General features: G+C 35.4%; 19 protein-coding genes and 1 other RNA gene. 7 read left to right on the top strand and 13 right to left on the bottom strand.

Translation table 11 applies throughout. The annotated features are described in order from the left end of the window. Window positions 1-62: 62 nt before the first annotated feature. A complete protein-coding gene (locus H4K33_RS11240; protein ID WP_182648973.1) occupies window positions 63-1,502 on the bottom strand; it encodes an ATP-dependent RecD-like DNA helicase in 1,440 nt (479 codons plus the stop codon). Between the two features lie 131 nt (window positions 1,503-1,633). Between H4K33_RS11240 and H4K33_RS11235 the strand changes: the two genes are divergently transcribed. Together H4K33_RS11235 and rsmD are read left to right on the top strand one after the other, a co-directional pair. Continuing rightward, complete coding sequence (locus tag H4K33_RS11235) at window positions 1,634-2,425, top strand: DUF3822 family protein (protein ID WP_182648971.1); 792 nt, start codon at window positions 1,634-1,636, stop codon at window positions 2,423-2,425. Continuing rightward, window positions 2,422-2,997, top strand: coding sequence for a 16S rRNA (guanine(966)-N(2))-methyltransferase RsmD (gene rsmD, locus H4K33_RS11230; protein WP_182648968.1), 576 nt, complete (start codon window positions 2,422-2,424; stop codon window positions 2,995-2,997). The genes H4K33_RS11235 and rsmD overlap by 4 nt, the downstream gene beginning before the upstream one ends. Before the next feature lie 52 nt (window positions 2,998-3,049). On the opposite strand, the gene rnpB is transcribed toward rsmD, so the two are convergent. Together rnpB and H4K33_RS11220 are read right to left on the bottom strand one after the other, a co-directional pair. Then, an RNA gene (rnpB, locus tag H4K33_RS11225) (RNase P RNA component class A) lies at window positions 3,050-3,365 on the bottom strand. 63 nt (window positions 3,366-3,428) lie between these two features. Then, window positions 3,429-4,268 (bottom strand): 1,4-dihydroxy-2-naphthoyl-CoA synthase, encoded by an 840-nt coding sequence (locus tag H4K33_RS11220; protein WP_182648966.1) that lies wholly within the window; start codon window positions 4,266-4,268, stop codon window positions 3,429-3,431. 314 nt (window positions 4,269-4,582) lie between these two features. Here H4K33_RS11220 and H4K33_RS11215 point away from each other — a divergent pair, with 314 nt between their 5' ends. Then, window positions 4,583-5,770 (top strand): serine hydrolase, encoded by a 1,188-nt coding sequence (locus H4K33_RS11215; protein ID WP_182648963.1) that lies wholly within the window; start codon window positions 4,583-4,585, stop codon window positions 5,768-5,770. Window positions 5,771-5,861: 91 nt separating this feature from the next. On the opposite strand, the gene H4K33_RS11210 is transcribed toward H4K33_RS11215, so the two are convergent. The 8 genes from H4K33_RS11210 to H4K33_RS11175 all read right to left on the bottom strand — a co-directional run bounded on the left by H4K33_RS11210 (window position 5,862) and on the right by H4K33_RS11175 (window position 13,248). After that, complete coding sequence (locus tag H4K33_RS11210) at window positions 5,862-6,545, bottom strand: TrkA family potassium uptake protein (RefSeq protein WP_182648961.1); 684 nt, start codon at window positions 6,543-6,545, stop codon at window positions 5,862-5,864. Window positions 6,546-6,559: 14 nt separating this feature from the next. Then, entirely contained in the window at window positions 6,560-8,350 is a 1,791-nt protein-coding gene (locus H4K33_RS11205; protein WP_182648959.1) for a TrkH family potassium uptake protein, read from the bottom strand. Window positions 8,351-8,352: 2 nt separating this feature from the next. Next, the gene (locus H4K33_RS11200; RefSeq protein WP_182648957.1) at window positions 8,353-8,727 is read right to left on the bottom strand and encodes a DUF3037 domain-containing protein; all 375 of its coding nucleotides are present in this window, start codon (window positions 8,725-8,727) and stop codon (window positions 8,353-8,355) included. Beyond that, window positions 8,714-9,508 (bottom strand): HipA family kinase, encoded by a 795-nt coding sequence (locus H4K33_RS11195; protein WP_182648955.1) that lies wholly within the window; start codon window positions 9,506-9,508, stop codon window positions 8,714-8,716. The genes H4K33_RS11200 and H4K33_RS11195 overlap by 14 nt, the downstream gene beginning before the upstream one ends. 161 nt (window positions 9,509-9,669) lie before the next feature. Further along, the gene (locus H4K33_RS11190; RefSeq protein ID WP_182648952.1) at window positions 9,670-10,068 is read right to left on the bottom strand and encodes a hypothetical protein; all 399 of its coding nucleotides are present in this window, start codon (window positions 10,066-10,068) and stop codon (window positions 9,670-9,672) included. A gap of 118 nt (window positions 10,069-10,186) precedes the next feature. Next, a complete protein-coding gene (locus H4K33_RS11185; protein ID WP_182648950.1) occupies window positions 10,187-10,609 on the bottom strand; it encodes a hypothetical protein in 423 nt (140 codons plus the stop codon). Window positions 10,610-10,790: 181 nt separating this feature from the next. Then, a complete protein-coding gene (gene ettA / locus H4K33_RS11180) occupies window positions 10,791-12,479 on the bottom strand; it encodes an energy-dependent translational throttle protein EttA (protein WP_182648948.1) in 1,689 nt (562 codons plus the stop codon). A gap of 277 nt (window positions 12,480-12,756) precedes the next feature. Next, window positions 12,757-13,248, bottom strand: coding sequence for a hypothetical protein (locus H4K33_RS11175; protein WP_182648946.1), 492 nt, complete (start codon window positions 13,246-13,248; stop codon window positions 12,757-12,759). 203 nt (window positions 13,249-13,451) lie between these two features. Here H4K33_RS11175 and H4K33_RS11170 point away from each other — a divergent pair, with 203 nt between their 5' ends. Beyond that, window positions 13,452-13,640 (top strand): hypothetical protein, encoded by a 189-nt coding sequence (locus tag H4K33_RS11170; RefSeq protein WP_182648944.1) that lies wholly within the window; start codon window positions 13,452-13,454, stop codon window positions 13,638-13,640. A gap of 185 nt (window positions 13,641-13,825) precedes the next feature. Here H4K33_RS11170 and H4K33_RS11165 read toward each other — a convergent pair whose 3' ends face one another. Beyond that, window positions 13,826-14,014, bottom strand: coding sequence for a CAL67264 family membrane protein (locus H4K33_RS11165; protein WP_182648941.1), 189 nt, complete (start codon window positions 14,012-14,014; stop codon window positions 13,826-13,828). A 7-nt stretch (window positions 14,015-14,021) separates the two neighbouring features. Further along, window positions 14,022-15,026, bottom strand: a complete 1,005-nt coding sequence (holA, locus tag H4K33_RS11160; protein ID WP_182648939.1) for a DNA polymerase III subunit delta — start codon at window positions 15,024-15,026, stop codon at window positions 14,022-14,024. A 52-nt stretch (window positions 15,027-15,078) separates the two neighbouring features. On the opposite strand from holA, the gene H4K33_RS11155 reads away from it, so the two are divergent. The 3 genes from H4K33_RS11155 to H4K33_RS11145 all read left to right on the top strand — a co-directional run bounded on the left by H4K33_RS11155 (window position 15,079) and on the right by H4K33_RS11145 (window position 17,460). Then, window positions 15,079-15,534, top strand: a complete 456-nt coding sequence (locus H4K33_RS11155) for a type I restriction enzyme HsdR N-terminal domain-containing protein (protein WP_182648937.1) — start codon at window positions 15,079-15,081, stop codon at window positions 15,532-15,534. An 8-nt stretch (window positions 15,535-15,542) separates the two neighbouring features. Then, window positions 15,543-16,547 carry a glycosyltransferase family 2 protein gene (locus H4K33_RS11150; RefSeq protein ID WP_182648935.1) on the top strand — a complete coding sequence of 335 codons (1,005 nt, stop codon included), beginning with the start codon at window positions 15,543-15,545 and terminating at the stop codon, window positions 16,545-16,547. Between the two features lie 79 nt (window positions 16,548-16,626). Then, window positions 16,627-17,460, top strand: coding sequence for an OmpA family protein (locus tag H4K33_RS11145; protein ID WP_182648933.1), 834 nt, complete (start codon window positions 16,627-16,629; stop codon window positions 17,458-17,460). Window positions 17,461-17,611 lie beyond the last annotated feature (151 nt).

Here is a 17,611-nt window from a genome sequence, read left to right as displayed (position 1 = left end):
TGTTCAAAGATAAGAGAATTAGATAATCTCTAATAAAATATACGGTTGTTTTATCGTTTCAGCTAATCAAATTGCTCTTCGAAATATTCCTCTTGAAAGCCAATTAAATACAATTTACTTTTTGCACGTGTAATGGCCGTATACAGCCAACGCACATAATCTTGGGTGATTCCTTCCGGTAAATACGGTTGTTCTATAAAAACGGTATCCCATTGTCCACCTTGTGATTTATGACAAGTTACAGCATACGAAAACTTTACTTGTAACGCGTTGAAATACTCGTTTTCCTTTACTTTCTGATTCTTTTTATACTTGGATATTTCGTCTTCATAATCCAACAACACCTCTTGATATAAGCGATTACTCTCTTCATATGTCAAGGCAGGTGATTCACTCGTCAGGGTATCCAACAAAATAACGGTATCAAAAGGAGCCATTTGATCATAGTCAATCATGCGAATACGCACAGAAGCAAATCGAAAGCCATAGAGTTCGACTGTTTTGTAAATTTGAAGAATTTCGATAATATCTCCATTGGCTAAAAAGTCGGTTACAGTTGAATCTTTTAACCAATAGTAATTATTTTTCACTACCATCAACAAATCACCCGCGGCAATTTCACTATCTCGATCCAAAATTCGCATTCTTATTTGTTGATTGTAAGCATTGGCTCGCTTATTGGAACGTACGATAAACATAGTTTCCTCTGGACCAGCATTGGAATAGGACGAAAAAATGGCATCTTGAATATCATAGCTATCTGTCAGGCGAATAATATCTTTAAAACCATAGAGATTAAACTGAAACGTATCCATGAAGTGAGAGTCTAACAACAAGCGCAATTCTGTTGCATTATAGAGAATTCCCGAATCTTCTTCTTGACGCATAACCTCATCTAACTCGATGTGATGAATTGGCATATTGTAGTGAAAGCTCAACTGATCTGTATCCAAAGCGGGGCTAACAGTCATATTAATGGGAGGAAGCTGAGCAACATCACCAATTAAGATGAGTTTACAATTTTGTCCAGTATACACGTAGTAAATTAAGTCATCTAAAAGTGATCCATGTGGATACATACTACTATCACCTGCAGAACCATCTCCTATCATAGATGCTTCATCAACAATAAAGACGGTGTTCTTATGCTTGTTTTGGCGCATTGTATATTGCATTCCACCACCGTTCTTCAATGGTTTAGGATAATAAATATACTTGTGTATCGTAAAAGCAGGGCGTTGTGCATAGCTACTAATTACCTTTGCAGCGCGTCCTGTTGGAGCAAGCATAACGGCATATTTTTGAATCGAACGCAATTGATTAACCACCACAGATAACAAGGTTGTTTTCCCCGTTCCTGCATATCCTTTTAGGACAAATAATTCATCTTGTTGATCTGCTGTAATAAACTCCGCTATTTTCTGTAAAAAAATATCCTGCTTCAACGTCAGTTCGTATGGGAATTGATGTCGTAATACTTTGTAAAATTCCGTTCCTCTCATGCTACTTTCTCCTAAATACACCTAAAACACCAAAGATACTAAGCTTTTTAGGCCAAGACTAATATACTCCCTTAAAATTGTTTAAATTTGTCTCTCGCATTCGTTGTCAGAAATTTATAGCTAAACAAACTATGAAGCAAAGCTTAAACAAACTTATCATTCAGGTTTCCCTCCAGAAATTTACGTTTATCATTCAAGAAATTGAATCCAAACGCATTCATCATTTTGTTTCAGAAGGGTTAAATCAAAACAAAACAATTGAAGATCAGTTGCAGGTACTCTTTGCTAAACACGAAATTTTAAGCACTCCTTTTGAAGATATTTTAGTACTACATGACAATCATCTCAATACCTTTGTGCCAACAGCTCTATTTGACGAGAAAGCGATGGGATCGTATTTACAATACAACACCAAAGTTTTTTCTTCTGACTTTTTTGCCTTTGATGAATTAACGGGAAAAGACATCAATAATGTATACATTCCCTATGTACAAATCAACAACGTACTGTTTGATAAACTGGGTTCTTTTACCTATCAAAATATCAATACAGCCTTAGTTGAACGTGTGTTAAATCTATCAAAGGATGAAAGCGAAATCGAAGTCTACGCATACGTGCAAAAAGATCACTTTGAATTAGTGGTTACCCAAAAAGGAGAACTACTCTTATTTAATTCATTTTTGTATACTACTGCACAAGATTTCATCTACTATCTCTTATTTGTATATGAACAACTGAAGCTTGATCCGGAGCATATTCGATTAAGATTAATCAGTCGAATTGAAAAAGAAGATCCGTTGTTTGAACAAGCATACACCTATATTAGACACGTAGAAATTTTGGAGGAACAAGCCTTAATATCGCCCTCACTCCTCCTTCATTATCAAGTACCAAAACAACATTATATTTTATTCCATCTATGAGAATTATTTCAGGAAAATTAAAAGGAAGAAAACTTAGTCCACCAAAAAACTTACCCGTACGTCCAACGACCGATATGAGTAAAGAAGCCTTGTTTAATATTTTAAACAACCACTTCAATTTCTCAGAACTACAAGTATTGGATTTATTTTCGGGTACAGGAAGTATTAGCTACGAGTTTGCTTCAAGAGGCGTGGAAAATATTGTCAGCATCGACGCTGATTATGGTTGTGTCAATTTTATAAAAAAAACAGCAAAAGATTTTGATCTAAATATCGTTCCCTACAAATCAGATGTGTTTAAATTTATTGAAAAACACCAAGGAACGTATGATATTATTTTTGCGGATCCACCTTATGATTTCACCCAAGAGCAATTTGAAAAAATAGTTACAGATATTTTAGAAAACAACATCTTAGACGAAGAAGGAATGCTTGTGGTAGAGCATTCTAAATTCACAAAACTAGAGCACTTGCCTCATTTCTCTTTTGAGAAAAACTACGGAGGTTCAGTCTTTACGTTTTTTGAATACGCATCAGAAGAGGATGACGAAGATACAGACAACGAAGAATAAAAAAATCCACACTTTACGTGTGGATTTTTTTATTCTTATACATTGATTTTAAAATAAATGCAGATCTATAAGCCGGATTCTGTATGCACCGAAGTGCACCCTTATCATTTATCCAGGCCATCAATTACTCGATGGCTCTATCTGCCTACCCCTAAAGCATCGGGCGAGCAGCCCTCGAACGCTAAATATACATGGCATTTCACCGTATAGAGTTTACCTGATTTCACTACAGCCTTACCTGTACATCCTTTCTGTTGCACTTGTCCTCACGAATTGCTCCGCGGATGGGTGTTACCCACTATACTGCTCTATGGTGTCCAGACTTTCCTCTCGTTTATTGCTAAACCAGCGATAAGGCGATCTGCATAAGATCGCAAAAGTACAGCTTTCCGTGGGAATGCGGATAAACTATTTACTTTATTTTTTTTATATTATGGAATCCATTTTTTAGGAAAATTCGGCTTGCGTTTCTCTAAAAACGCATTGCGCCCTTCTATTGCTTCTTCTGTCATATAAGCCAAACGCGTTGCTTCTCCTGCAAATACTTGCTGTCCTACCATACCATCGTCTGTCAAGTTCATTGCAAATTTCAACATTTTAATTGATGTTGGTGATTTAGCTAATACTTCTTGTGCCCATTCATAGGCTGTATCTTCTAACTCATCATGCGGAATCACAGCATTTACCATTCCCATTTCAAAAGCTTCTTGCGCAGAATAGTTTCTTCCTAAAAAGAAAATCTCTCTTGCTTTCTTCTGTCCTACCATTTTCGCTAAATAAGCAGAACCATATCCACCGTCAAAACTAGTTACATCTGCATCTGTTTGCTTGAAAATAGCATGTTCTTTACTGGCTAAAGTCATATCACACACAACGTGTAAACTATGTCCTCCTCCGACAGCCCATCCAGGAACAACAGCAATCACAACTTTAGGCATGAAGCGAATTAAACGCTGTACTTCCAATATATTCAATCGATGCATTCCATCTTCACCTACATAGCCTTGGTGTCCTCTCGCCTTTTGATCTCCTCCACTACAAAAAGAATATACGCCATCTTTGGGTGAAGGGCCTTCTGCTGAAAGCAAAACTACCCCAATAGAAGTATCTTCTTGTGCATCGTAAAAAGCACGATACAACTCACTGGTTGTCTTTGGTCTAAAAGCATTTCGAACTTCTGGTCGATTAAACGCAATACGAGCCACTCCATTACACTTTTTATAGGTAATATCTTCAAACTCGATAGCCGTTTTCCATTCTATCTTACTCATATCTTAGATTATTTGTGAGTAAAATTACTATTTTTTTACTTGATATCTATACAAATACTGCGAGAATCCCGCTTATCTTCCCTTATCTATACGAAGCCTTCCTTTTCTTTTTCACAGCAACTCCATCGATTACTTGATTACTCTATTCTCAGTCTCAAACGATCCACTTACCTATACTTAAAAACCTCAAATTACGCAGTTCGCAATTATTTTAATTGGAATATGAAACTTTAATGAGTTTTTTCTTTGAAATTCAATAACTTTTACTAATTTGGTTTTTTCTTTAAAAAATCCCTACAAAGACAGTAAGACTAATGAATACCAAACTCACAATCGCTTTAGTTAGCTTATTAGCTTTAGCTTCTTGCAAACAACAGCAAGATGCTACTATGGATTTAGCCTTGAATATGCCCATCATCAAAGAACACAATGTCTTTGTTGACAAATCATATGAAGCGTCATTTCAAGAGTTAAAGCCTGAATACATCCTTGAAAAAGGACAACAAATCGAAGATTTTTACAATCAATATATCAATAAAAGTGGTTATACAGGGAGTTTTTTAGTAGCTCAAAATGGAAAAATTTTGTACGAACACTATTCGGGTTATGCCAATAAAAAACAAAATGAAGCCATTACGGAAACCACTCCTATACATGTAGCTTCTGTAGGAAAAGTCATTACAGCAATTACGATTCTTCGCTTGGTTCAAGAAGGGCTTATCTCTCTTGATCAACCAGTTTCAGAGATTATCGAAGGTTTTCCGTATGATGAGATTACAGTTCGTACCCTGCTAAGTCACCGAAGCGGGTTGAAATATTATGGTTATTATCCCAATGGTAAATGGAGCAGTTCAAACGTCATTACCAATGATCAAGTAATCGATGTAATTAAAAGTAAATCAGTTGCTTTAGATTTTAAACCCAATACGCGATTTACGTATAGCAATACCAATTATGTTGTATTAGCCTCAATTGCTGAAAAAGTAACAGGTAAAAAATTCAAACAAGTGGTGCGCGATTTAATTTTCGATCCATTAGAAATGAACCACAGTTTTGTGTTTGATGATATCTCTCACAAAAGAGAAGTTACGCAATCGTATAACTCAAACTATCGCGAAATGCATTGGGATTATATGGATGGAACCTACGGGGATAAAAACATTTATACAACCCCAAGAGATATGCTCAAACTTGACACAGCGATGTACTCAGATGATTTTTTAAGTGCTAACCTAAAAGAGCAAATGACAGAAGGTTACAGCTTTGAAAGTAGAGGTACGCGCAATTATGGATTAGGTTTGCGCTTGATCAAAATGAAAAACGACAAAAATTACACCTACCACAACGGTTGGTGGAGAGGAAACACCTCATCTTATATTCGATTAGCGGACTCAAATGCTTGTATCATCCTCTTCTCAAATAAGTATTCAAAATTAACGTATAAAACGATCGATTTATCTCACTATCTAGGAGATTATCCCGTTGGAAATGTAGAGTTGTAATGTAAATTACAACTCTTTTTTTTTAATACTTTTTGTTTAGTTGGTTGGGAGTTGTTCGGCGAATCTTCACTTCTTTCTTCTTTCCAATAAGCTATTCACTCAAAATTCGCTTAATGTCTTTGTTATCTCCATAGATAACCATGATATCCCCTTTGTGCAAAACTGTATCATAAGACGCAATTCCTTGTACCTCGTGTATTTTTCGTTGTGCTCCAAAGAAATTGCGTTCTTCGCGTACTTTTAACGTAGTAAGTACTACTAAATTATAATTCGTTCTGAATCCAATTTCTCCCAATGTTTTATTGGCAAAACGATCCGAAATAGTGATCTCAACAATACTATAGCGTCCGTTGATTTCATAAGAATCAACCACTCCTTTTATACAAAGTTTTTTAGCCCAACGCTCCGCAGTTTCTTCTTCTGGATGTACGATCTCATCAACGCCAATTGCCTGTAACACGTTTTCATGTAAAGGAGTAATTGCACGACTGATCAAACGTTTGACATTGAGATTTTTCAATACTGCAGTAGTCATAATATTAGCTCCTTGATCTTCACCAATAGCAACGATAACGATATCGGTATTTCCTAAAGGCAATCCCGCCACCAAATATTGATCTGTTGAATCTAAGCAGATGGTGTGAGATACTTTATCTTTATTTGCATCAACACGAGCCATGTTCTTATCTACCCCGATCACTTCATTTCCCTGCTCTGTTAACTTTTGAGCCAAAGATGCTCCAAAATTCCCTAAACCGATAATTATATATTTCATCGTAACATTTTCTATTAGTTAATCAAAATCTCTTCTGTTGGATACCTGTAATTGGTAACTGTTTCTTTTTTGCTTATTGCAATTAAAAGTGTCAATATACTCACTCTCCCTACAAACATCAACATGATAAGTGTAACCTTACTCGGATCAGCTAAATTAGGGGTAATCCCCGTACTCAATCCTGCTGTACTATAGGCGGAAAAAGCTTCATAGGATAGGCGAATAATATCGATATTGGGTTCAAAAAAAGTCAAAGCAAAAAGTGCAATTCCAATAACAAACAAAGATAAAAAGATAATTGCAAAAGCGCGTCTTATCGCTGATTCATCTACTTCTCGTCTGTTTATTTCGATGCGTGTTTTTCCTTTCATCAAAGTCCATATATTCAGCAACGCAATAGCAAATGTCGTTGTTTTTATCCCCCCTCCTGTAGAAATTGGAGAGGCACCAATCCACATCAGTAGCATGAGAATTAAAAAAGTTGGCACCGTAAATAGATTATTATCCACAGAGGCAAATCCGGCAGTACGCGGTGAAGTCGCTGTAAAGAAAGCAACCACAACCTTTCCCAAACCACGATGCTCTGCAAGTGTGTTATTGTATTCTAAACAATACACCAAAACTGTCCCGCCAACGATTAATCCTGCGGTAGTTATCAAAATAATTTTTGTACTCAAATTAATCACTCGAGGCACGTATACACTAGCTTCTTTTAAGCTAAAAGGCAAAAGTCTATTAACGATTAAATGCTTGATATATTTGTACACATTGTAAACAATAGGAAAACCTAATCCTCCCATAATAAATAAACCTGCAATAATCAATTGCAATGGATAATTAAATCGATATTCAAAAGTATACAAATTCTCAGGTAATGTTGAAAATCCAGCATTACAAAAAGCGGAAACCCCGTGAAATACCGAGAAGAACAATCGTTCATATAACGAGTCAAATGCTTGATGTCTCACACTAATAAAGATTGCGACCATCCCGACGAATTGGATAATTCCAGAGATAATTATGATGCGTTTCAATGTAGCAAATACATCTCCTAACTTATCAATAGATGATACATCCTTTAGAACCAATTGGTTGCCATAAGACGCTTTTCCCCTAAAAAAGTAGCTAAAATAACTGGCGATGGTCATGATTCCCAATCCACCACATTCCATCAAGAAGATCATCACTGTTTTTCCAAACAAGGTAAACTGACTGCCGATATCTACAGTAGACAACCCCGTCACACAAACGGCACTTGTTGCGGTAAAAAGCGCGTCAATATACCTCATACTACCAGGGGTAACTGTTGCTTTGGGAAAAGACAACATAAATGCCCCGATGAAAATAATCAACAAAAAGCTAACGATAAACAACTGAGGTGGCGTAAGTTTCGTTTTTTTTAGGTTGAGCTGTAGCATGGAAAACTCGCGAACCAACATCAGAAAAACCGCAAAAAAGATCACGGCATTACTATCAAAAAAGCGATTGGTGTGTTCTGGAAGCCAACGTGCCACAATGAGAATCAAAAACAATAATACGCTAAAGAGATCAAATATTTTAACCCCTAAACTCAGGTGTTTTTTTTGTGAAAAAGCACTGTAATACCGATAGATAATTATGGTCATTCCAAAGGTTAAACACACATTATACAAATGGTGTAAATGACTGTGATAATCATTTAGCGTATTAAATCCCAAGTCAAAAATCAAAGCAAATAGGGAAATAAAACTAAGCAAGAAAGGCAAGCGTACTAACACATATTTAATCTTACTTAAAACGACATCTTTGATATAAAATAATGGCATAGCTACAAAACTAGTTCTTCAAAAAGTTGGTTAAATGTTTGTTCCGCATCTTCAGTTAACCCACAATGCGTTGGTGAAACCTGAAGACAAGAACTTTTGGTTGCCGCTAACCATCTAAATCGCTCCGCCGCATCAAAACTAGCGATAGGACTTGCTTTCGCTTCAGCTTGGGCAATAGCGATAAACGCTTGAATATGCTTTTCTAAAACATCCATATCGATCTCAGTAGAAAAACAAGCTAATTTTTCACGATTCAAATAATATTGTCCACGCAAAGCTCTCTTTTGCTTACAAAACAACAAAAGTCCTATATTTATGAATTCCCCTCGTTCAACACGAGGAACGAATCGAATCACTGCATACTCATATACCAACATGACGTAATTTTTTTGCTTCATTCACAAATAGCATGGCATTATCTCGTCTTACTTTCAGAAACTGATAATAAACGGCTCTTATTTCTTCCGGATTTAATTCTGATTCTTCCCAAGTTAACCAATCAATAGGAATTTGTTGTACCACTTCTTGTAATACCTCATCTGTTAATCGCTGTGTAAATACTTCATTTACTTGATCTAATTTAGAGGCTTTGGCTAATAAAACATGATCCTTGATCAACGAAAAAGGCGTCAAAGCACTCTTTTCCCAATTGGTAAAAGAATGGTGAAAATAGAAAGACGCACCGTGATCAATCAACCATAGTTCTTTGTGCCAAATCAACATATTGGTATTTCGGAACGTACGATCTACATTCGTGATAAATGCATCCAACCAAACCACTTTCGAAGCAAGCTCATCATCCACAGCATAAGCTTGTGGATCAAATGTCAACGCACCAGATAAAAAGTGTAACCCGAGATTCAATCCTTGACTAAACTTGAGTAAATCCTGTATTTCTTCATCAGCTTCGGTTCTACCAAAAGCTTCATCTAAAGTTACAAACACCAACTCAGGCACAGGTAAATCTAGTTTTTTCGCGAGTAATCCGCCTAGTAATTCCGCAATTAATGCCTTTACTCCATGTCCTGCTCCTCTAAATTTAATGACATATTTAAATCCGTCATCAGCATCAGCCAAAGCAGGTAAAGACCCTCCTTCTCTCAAAGGAGTAACATAGCGTGTAACCACTACACTTCTCAAATCAAGTGATGTATTCATGATTGTACGTTCTTTTTATTTAAAAGACTTGATGAACTAAAAGTAAGCTTTCTCTTTATCTTTATCAACTCCAGCCTTATGAAAAGTAAAAAAAGGGATAAATCCCTTCTTTTCTTCTATTAATTCGATTGTTTTAGACGTATTATATCCCTAATAAAGGGTTATTTCATTACTATTTTCGCATTAGTCAAAATCTTGCGCAATTCACTTTGTTGTTCTTTGGTTTTGAGATTAAAAATCTCCCTAACCTTGCCATTATTCAACTTAACTTCTGCTTTCGTAGCCAATCCTTTTGGCATTTTTACATACTTAATAGCCACTTTGTCTATGGCTTCCCCAGCTGTTTTCTTAATAAAGTTCTTGTATACCAAAAACAAAAATACAGCTGCAATGATACAGAAAACATAATCCATCTCTTTCGGATTCTTTAAGTCCGCCATAAATAAGCGAATCAAAGACATTCCCAAAATAACAGCAGACATCAAACGAGAAGAAGTTAATCTTCCTTTGTAATTATCCTTAATCAACAATTGTTTGGTTTCATTATTAAACGACAGCATAGAAAGTATATGTTTTTATTTTTCAATCTTGCAAAGTTAAGTATTTAACTAAGAAGTTGCTCTTTTTTAACCTTTCAACAAGAGATTCTTCACCTGTAAACATCTCATTCCTTGTTCTTCATCCTTGTGAAAAGATCGAATCAAAAACAGGATCAGGAAGTTCTTCTACGTTAGTTAGCAATTGTTTCAGCAAAGGGATGTAGCCATCGTGTAATTCGCCATGTTCAAAGACGATTTGTTTATTCTTCATAATGTATCCATCGTAAAAAAAGGTATTCAATTGCCCTATTTTAGTGATAACACCTACTTTCAAATAAGGATGTATTCGGCTAAAACCCGCTATTTTCTCGTCTAAAAAAAGTACCGACACATCGAAATTCGTCCAGCAAATTTCATCTATATTAATGGTTAACAACAACAGGGTTTCCTCCTGACAATCGACGAACTTCATCGAAGCAAAAGGAAATAAAATTTTTAATTCATCCGTAAAAGCTTGCTTATTTTCTGCATGTAATACTATAATAACATAAAGGATTTCCATAGACTAACTTCTTTTATTTAAAGCTAAGCCGTAAAAATGTTAATTCCTTCTTTTTAACCTTATGAAATGGTTATATTATTATTATGCTAAAGAAAGAGGAGAGAGAAAAGAAGAGAGAAGAAGTTTCACCTCTTCTCTTTCTTCTTTTCTCTCTCCTCTATTTTATCGTATTAGTTCTAATTTATCGAACTAATTTCTTGTATTTCAAACGCGTTGGTGCAACATCACCTAAACGTTTCTTACGGTTTTCTTCGTATTCTGAGAAAGATCCTTCAAAGAAGTATACTTGAGATTCTCCTTCAAAAGCAAGAATATGTGTACAGATACGGTCTAAAAACCAACGGTCGTGGGAAATCACTACTGCACATCCCGCAAAGTTATCCAAACCTTCTTCTAACGCACGAAGTGTGTTCACATCTAAGTCGTTCGTAGGCTCATCGAGTAACAATACGTTTCCTTCTTCTTTCAAGGTCATTGCTAAGTGTAAGCGATTGCGCTCTCCACCTGATAAAGTAGCTACCTTTTTATTTTGATCAGATCCCCCAAAGTTAAAGCGGCTTAAATACGCTCTTGAATTAACTTGGCGTCCCCCCATCATAATCAATTCTTGTCCATCACAGAAGTTTTCCCAAATTGATTTTTCAGGATCAATATTTGAGTGTGACTGATCGACATATGCGATTTTCACCGTATCTCCAATAGAGAATGTTCCTGCATCTGGTGTTTGTTCTCCCATGATCATGCGGAAGATTGTCGATTTACCAGCACCATTTGGTCCAATAATTCCCACAATACCCGCTTGTGGTAAAGTAAAGTTTAGGTTGTCATACAACAACTTGTCTCCAAAAGCTTTGGCTACACCTTGCGCCTCGATTACATTGGTTCCCAAACGAGGTCCATTTGGAATGTAGATTTCCAATTTTTCCTCTAATTGTTTTTGATCCTCATTCAACAATTTATCGTAGTTCTGTAACCTTGCTTTTTGTTTGGTTTGACGACCTTTAGCACCTTGACGAACCCAATCCAACTCGCGCTCTAACGTTTTACGGCGTTTTGATGCAGTTTTCTCCTCTTGTTCTAAACGTTTTGCTTTTTGGTCTAACCAAGAAGAGTAGTTTCCTTTCCAAGGAATTCCCTCTCCTCTATCCAACTCTAAAATCCATCCTGCAACATTATCCAAGAAATAACGGTCGTGCGTTACAGCGATAACCGTTCCTGCATACTGTTGTAAGTGTTGCTCCAACCAATGTACAGATTCTGCATCCAAGTGGTTGGTAGGCTCATCCAATAGTAATACATCTGGATTTTGTAACAACAAACGACATAAAGCTACTCGACGACGCTCCCCTCCTGATAATACTTTAATTGGCGTATCTGGATCTGGTGTGCGCAAAGCATCCATTGCTATTTCTAATTTTGTATCCAACTCCCATCCTCCAACAGCATCAATCTTATCTTGTAATAGTGCTTGTCTATCCATCAGTTTTTGCATTTTATCTGCATCTTCATAAACCTCTGGTAAACCAAACATATCGTTAATCTCATTGAATTCATCCAGAATAGCTACAATTTCTGCTGCACCTTCTCTTACAATTTCGATTACCGTTTTCTCTTCGTCTAATTCTGGTTCTTGTTCTAAATACCCCACAGTATACCCTGGTGCAAATACAACATCCCCTTGGTAATTCTTATCAACACCAGCAATAATCTTCAATAAGGAAGATTTACCTGAACCGTTAAGACCCAAAATACCGATTTTAGCTCCATAAAAGAAGCTTAAATAAATGTCTTTTAAAACTGTTTTGTTTGTAGATGAGTACGTTTTACTCACCTTCGACATGGAAAAAATTACCTTTTTATCGTCTGACATAAAGTAAAAAAATTGATTGAAAAATGATGTGACAAAATTCTTCTCGTTCACCCTGAACGACAAGAGAATCATCGAATACCCCAAAAATACACATTATTACGGAGATAAGAAATATTTTTCAATCAGGAACAGCGATTAATCAAATACACCACACCTATTTGAATAGAGATTATTTCCTCAAAGGTCAACAGCGTGAATCCAAAAGACGATTTAAATTGCCCTAACACTACATTGAAAAAGAAGTTATGCATTAGCTACCTCTTTTTTGATGGCCAATTCAATTAAACAAGAACCACATACATACCGTACAAAAGAGAAAAAAAGCGGGAAACATAACGAAATTTTGATAGCGATTGACCGTCATCGGCTCATTTCCTCCTAGTTTATACAGACTTATTCCACAGGAGAAAGCTAAAATCACAAACAAAACAAGCGTAAATCCATTAGATCCAGAAGAAAGAAGTGGTGTATAATCTCTTGTACTTGTTTTGACCTGGACAATTTGTTTAAACAACAACGTTCGCTTTAGCACAATAGATGATCCCCGAATATAGTCTTTATCAATTGAAAACCGACCTCCCTTATTTGTGTAATAGTAATACCCTACAACCTCTCTCGATCTTACTTGTCTTCTAATACCATAGTATTCGATTGTTTCCTCCGACTGTTGATAGGGTAAAAACACGGCATCAACAATAATTAAAACACTAAAGACTAAAACGGCCACCATTCCCCAAACGGTGTATCTCTTGTTTTTAATATTAAACATCCTACTCTACTACTTCTTATTACTATAGCTAACTTTAAAAAACCGCCTAAACTCTTAAAAAGAGTTAAACCACACCTATATCGGTATATCGAACACTACAATATGTTAAAGTTTTCGAAAATAACAATTAATAGTTCAAAAACACCTAAAATAATCAAATATTTTTTACTATATTTAAAAGTATAAAAATCACACAAAATTGTATGGAAAAATTTTTTAGAACGATCCGTTTTAAAGACCTACAAGAGCAGGATGTGGAAACAAACCAATCTGTAGGCGACAACTTAAATTACCCACTGAGCGAAGCTGAAATACCAGCGGGCCTCTATGTAGAGTTAGAAGAAGAAGAAATAGATTATTACGATGAGTACGAGGAACATTTGGGAATTTAAGCATGTAGGATCTTGTAACTGATTTTCGGTTTTTTAATTAAAACGACAATCAATTACAAGATTTTTTATTTTATGCGATCATCAAATGCAATCAATCATTCTTTTATCCTAGATTTAAGTAATTAAGTATAACCCTTACATTTTTTCTTTCATCTAGAAATTCACTTCACCTTAGCGTGAAACGTTTACACGCGTCCTTTTAGCGCATTAAATACCCAAGCGATGGCTAAGAATCCAACGCCTACGGTAGCAAATCCCCAACCGGCAATTTCGTAATACTTTAGTGTACCCAATCCAATTAACGCCAGTCCCATTACAATCATAAGTAAGGTTGCGTACCCTAAAATTTTGTTTTTATTTAAATTATTTGCCATTTCTTTTTTAATTAAAAATTTTCATCAACATTTCCTTCAATAGGTCTCCTTGTGGCAATTGGGATGCACCAACGCCTTTTCCTTTTAAATCCACTTCTTTTAAATGAGCAATGATCTGACTCACTCGTTTCATTGGATATGTTTTAAACCCCAATTCATAGTCTTTTATTGCGTACTGAACAATCTTTAAATTTTTCATTGCGTTTTGAGGCGATTTATCTTGCAGGCCGTGATACAATAACAGTTTCGAAAAATACGCGTACACAATTCCAATAGTCACTACAAAAGGATTGTTTTTTGGGTTCTGAGCAAAGTGATTGGCAATTTTATAAGCTTGTAACTGATTGCGATCAACGATAGCTTTCATCAACTCAAAATTATTGTAATCTTTACTAATACCGATATTTTTCTCGATTACCTCTGCGGTAATAGGTTGTCCTTTGGGAAGAACAAGAGCCAGTTTGTCTAATTCTTTGACAATCTTAGACAAGTCATTTCCAAGAAATTCAATAAGCATAGCCGCTGATTTAGGATCAATACTATATCCGCGTTTGCTAACTGTTTGTTGCAACCATCCTTCTAATTTATAATCTTTTAGGCGGTTACTCTCGAAGAGAACGGCATTTTTCTGTAAGCTTTTATACAGTTTCTTGCGCTTGTCTATTGTTTTATACTTGTAGCAGAACACCAATACAGTAGAAGGTTGGGGTTGATTGACATAATCATCCAACTGTTCGATAGTCTTGGCTAATTCTTGCGCTTCTTTGACAATAATCACTTGTTTGTCCGCCATCAAAGGAAAGCGCTTAGCATTGGAAACGATATCTTGAATAGTAACATCTCTACCGTATAGTATCATCTGATTAAATCCTTTTTCCTCCTCAGTTAATACATTACTTTCGATATAATCCGCAACATTATCAATATAATAAGGCTCATCCCCCATCAAAAAATATACAGGCGCTATAGTCTTATTTTTAATGTTTTTTACGATTTCTTTGAGTTGTTCCAAAATATAATTTACTTAAAATTGTTCTGTCCGTTTAAACAAATATCTTTGTGATATGCAAAGATTAAACTTTCCATCTTTTAATTTCCGATTCAAAAATAGTGAAAATAAGATATCTATTTTTGATGTGATCCGTAAAAAATTTATTCTTCTAACTCCTGAAGAATGGGTTCGACAACATGTTGTCCACGATTTAATGCAGGTTAAAGGATATCCTATTTCTTTAATTAGCGTTGAAAAAATCGTCAAGATCAACGGAATGAACAAGCGATATGATGTAGTTGTTTTTAAACCCAATGGAGAAATTGCTGTTTTAGTTGAGTGTAAAGCACCCTCAGTGGGAATTACACAGGATACATTTGATCAAATTGCTCGATATAATTTTCAACTTCGCGCCGAACACTTGTATGTAACCAATGGATTAAACCACTACTTTTGTCAAATGGATTATGAGAAAGAAAGCTATTTCTTTTTGCGCTCCTTGCCTGACTATACTGCGATAAAAAAATGATTAACTCAATGGAAAAACAATTTGCTTTAGTTGTCTTAAACTGGAATGGTAAAAAACTCTTAGAAACTTTTTTACCCACTTTGGTGGACTATTCTCCACAAGCAAACATCTATGTAGTTGACAACGATTCTACAGATGGTAGTCAAGCACTCATACACGAGCAATTTCCGAGTGTACAACTCATACAAAATGACGGAAACTATGGCTACGCTAAAGGATATAACAAAGGGCTTGTTTCGCTAAGCGAACCCATTTTGATATTAATTAATTCTGATATTGAAGTAACTGAAAATTGGCTTGTACCAATTGCACAATTATTCGACGAAGATCCTGAAGTGGCTCTTGTACAGCCCAAGATTCTCGATTATAAAAACAAGGCGTATTTTGAATATGCTGGCGCAGCTGGTGGATACATTGATAAGTATGGTTTTCCTTACTGTAGAGGACGTATTTTTGACACGATTGAAAAAGATGAAGGTCAATACGATGACATCGTTTCTATTTTTTGGGCGAGCGGTGCCTGTCTATGTATTAAAAACGACGTTTTTAAAGCCTTGAATGGTTTTGACGAAACATTCTTTGCGCATCAAGAAGAAATTGATTTATGTTGGCGTGCTCAAAATAGAGGATATCGCATTAAATACTGTGGATACTCCACGGTATACCATGTAGGTGGTGCAACCTTAAACTATGAAAATCCACGCAAGACCTATCTAAATTTTAGAAACTCATTGATGATGCTTTACAAAAACCTTCCTGCTCATCAAAAATTTAGCACAATATTTATTCGATTGTGTTTAGATGGAATTGCGGGTGTTCGATTTCTTCTTTTGTTCAAACCCAAACACTGTTGGGCAATTATTCGCTCGCATTTTGCTTTCTATAAACGCATTCCAAAACTGAAAAAGAAGATTGAATTTACAAATATTAACAATTATTTTACAGATAAATCGATAATTTATTCGTACTTTGTATGTAGAAAAAGAAATTTCATCAAAATACACAACAAATAATAAATAATTTTCACTCAGATATACTAGAATCTCAACGCTTTTGGTATATTTGACTCGAAATTCAATCATTTTTTTATTTATGAAAAAAGTAGTTTTAGGTTTATCTGTTTTGGCTTTGACACTTACGTCATGTGGTACAAAACAAAAAATTGCTGATTTAGAAGCAAAAAACAAAGAAGTACAAGATTTGTTAAACACTTGTACAATTCAATTGAACTCTGCTCTTGCTGAGAAAAAAGTTTTATCAGACCAAGTGCACGACTTAAAGAAAAATACCTCTGATTTAATTAGCAACGTAGGTAACTTAACAATGTTATCTTCAAAAGGAGCGGATAACTTAGAGAAATCTTTAGAAAGTTTAAAAGAAAAAGATTTAAAAATCACAAGATTACAAGATGCGCTTACTAAAAAGGATTCAGTTACTTTAGCTTTAGTTAAGAGTGTAAAAAAAGAAGTTGGGTTTGACGATCCAGATATTGAAGTTAACGTTGAAAAAGGAGTTGTATATATTTCAATTGCCGACAAATTGTTATTCAAATCTGCTAGCTACCAAGTAAATGATAAAGCGAAAGCTGTATTAGCAAAAGTGGCTAAAATTGCTAAAAGCAAACCTGATTTTGAATTGATGGTTGAAGGACATACAGATAATGTGCCTATCAAAAACACAATGTTTGAAGACAACTGGGATTTAAGTGTAAAAAGAGCTACTTCAATCGTGAGAGTTCTACAAAAAGACTTAGGTTTAGATCCTAAACAATTAGTTGCTTCAGGACGCGGAGAGTATGTGCCTTTAGTTGACAATGATACTGCTGAAAATAAAGCAAGAAACAGAAGAACAAGAATCATCTTGATGCCGAAAATCGATCAGTTCTATGACATGATCGAGAAAGAAATGAAAGAAATGAAAAAATAATCATTTTCTATATAAGAAAAAGCCGTTTGAATATTCAAACGGCTTTTTTTATGCTTTGTATTTTCCTAGAGCAAAATCCTCTCCATATACTTGCTTATTTCACTAATAATCCTTACTTTTTATATTATAAAATGCGAGTATTAATCCTTGC

The organism is Myroides sp. WP-1, assembly GCF_014145635.1.
Classification (GTDB): Bacteria; Bacteroidota; Bacteroidia; order Flavobacteriales; family Flavobacteriaceae; genus Flavobacterium.
The sequence above is the reverse complement of the archived record's forward strand: the minus strand, read 5'-3'. Positions and strand labels throughout refer to the sequence as shown.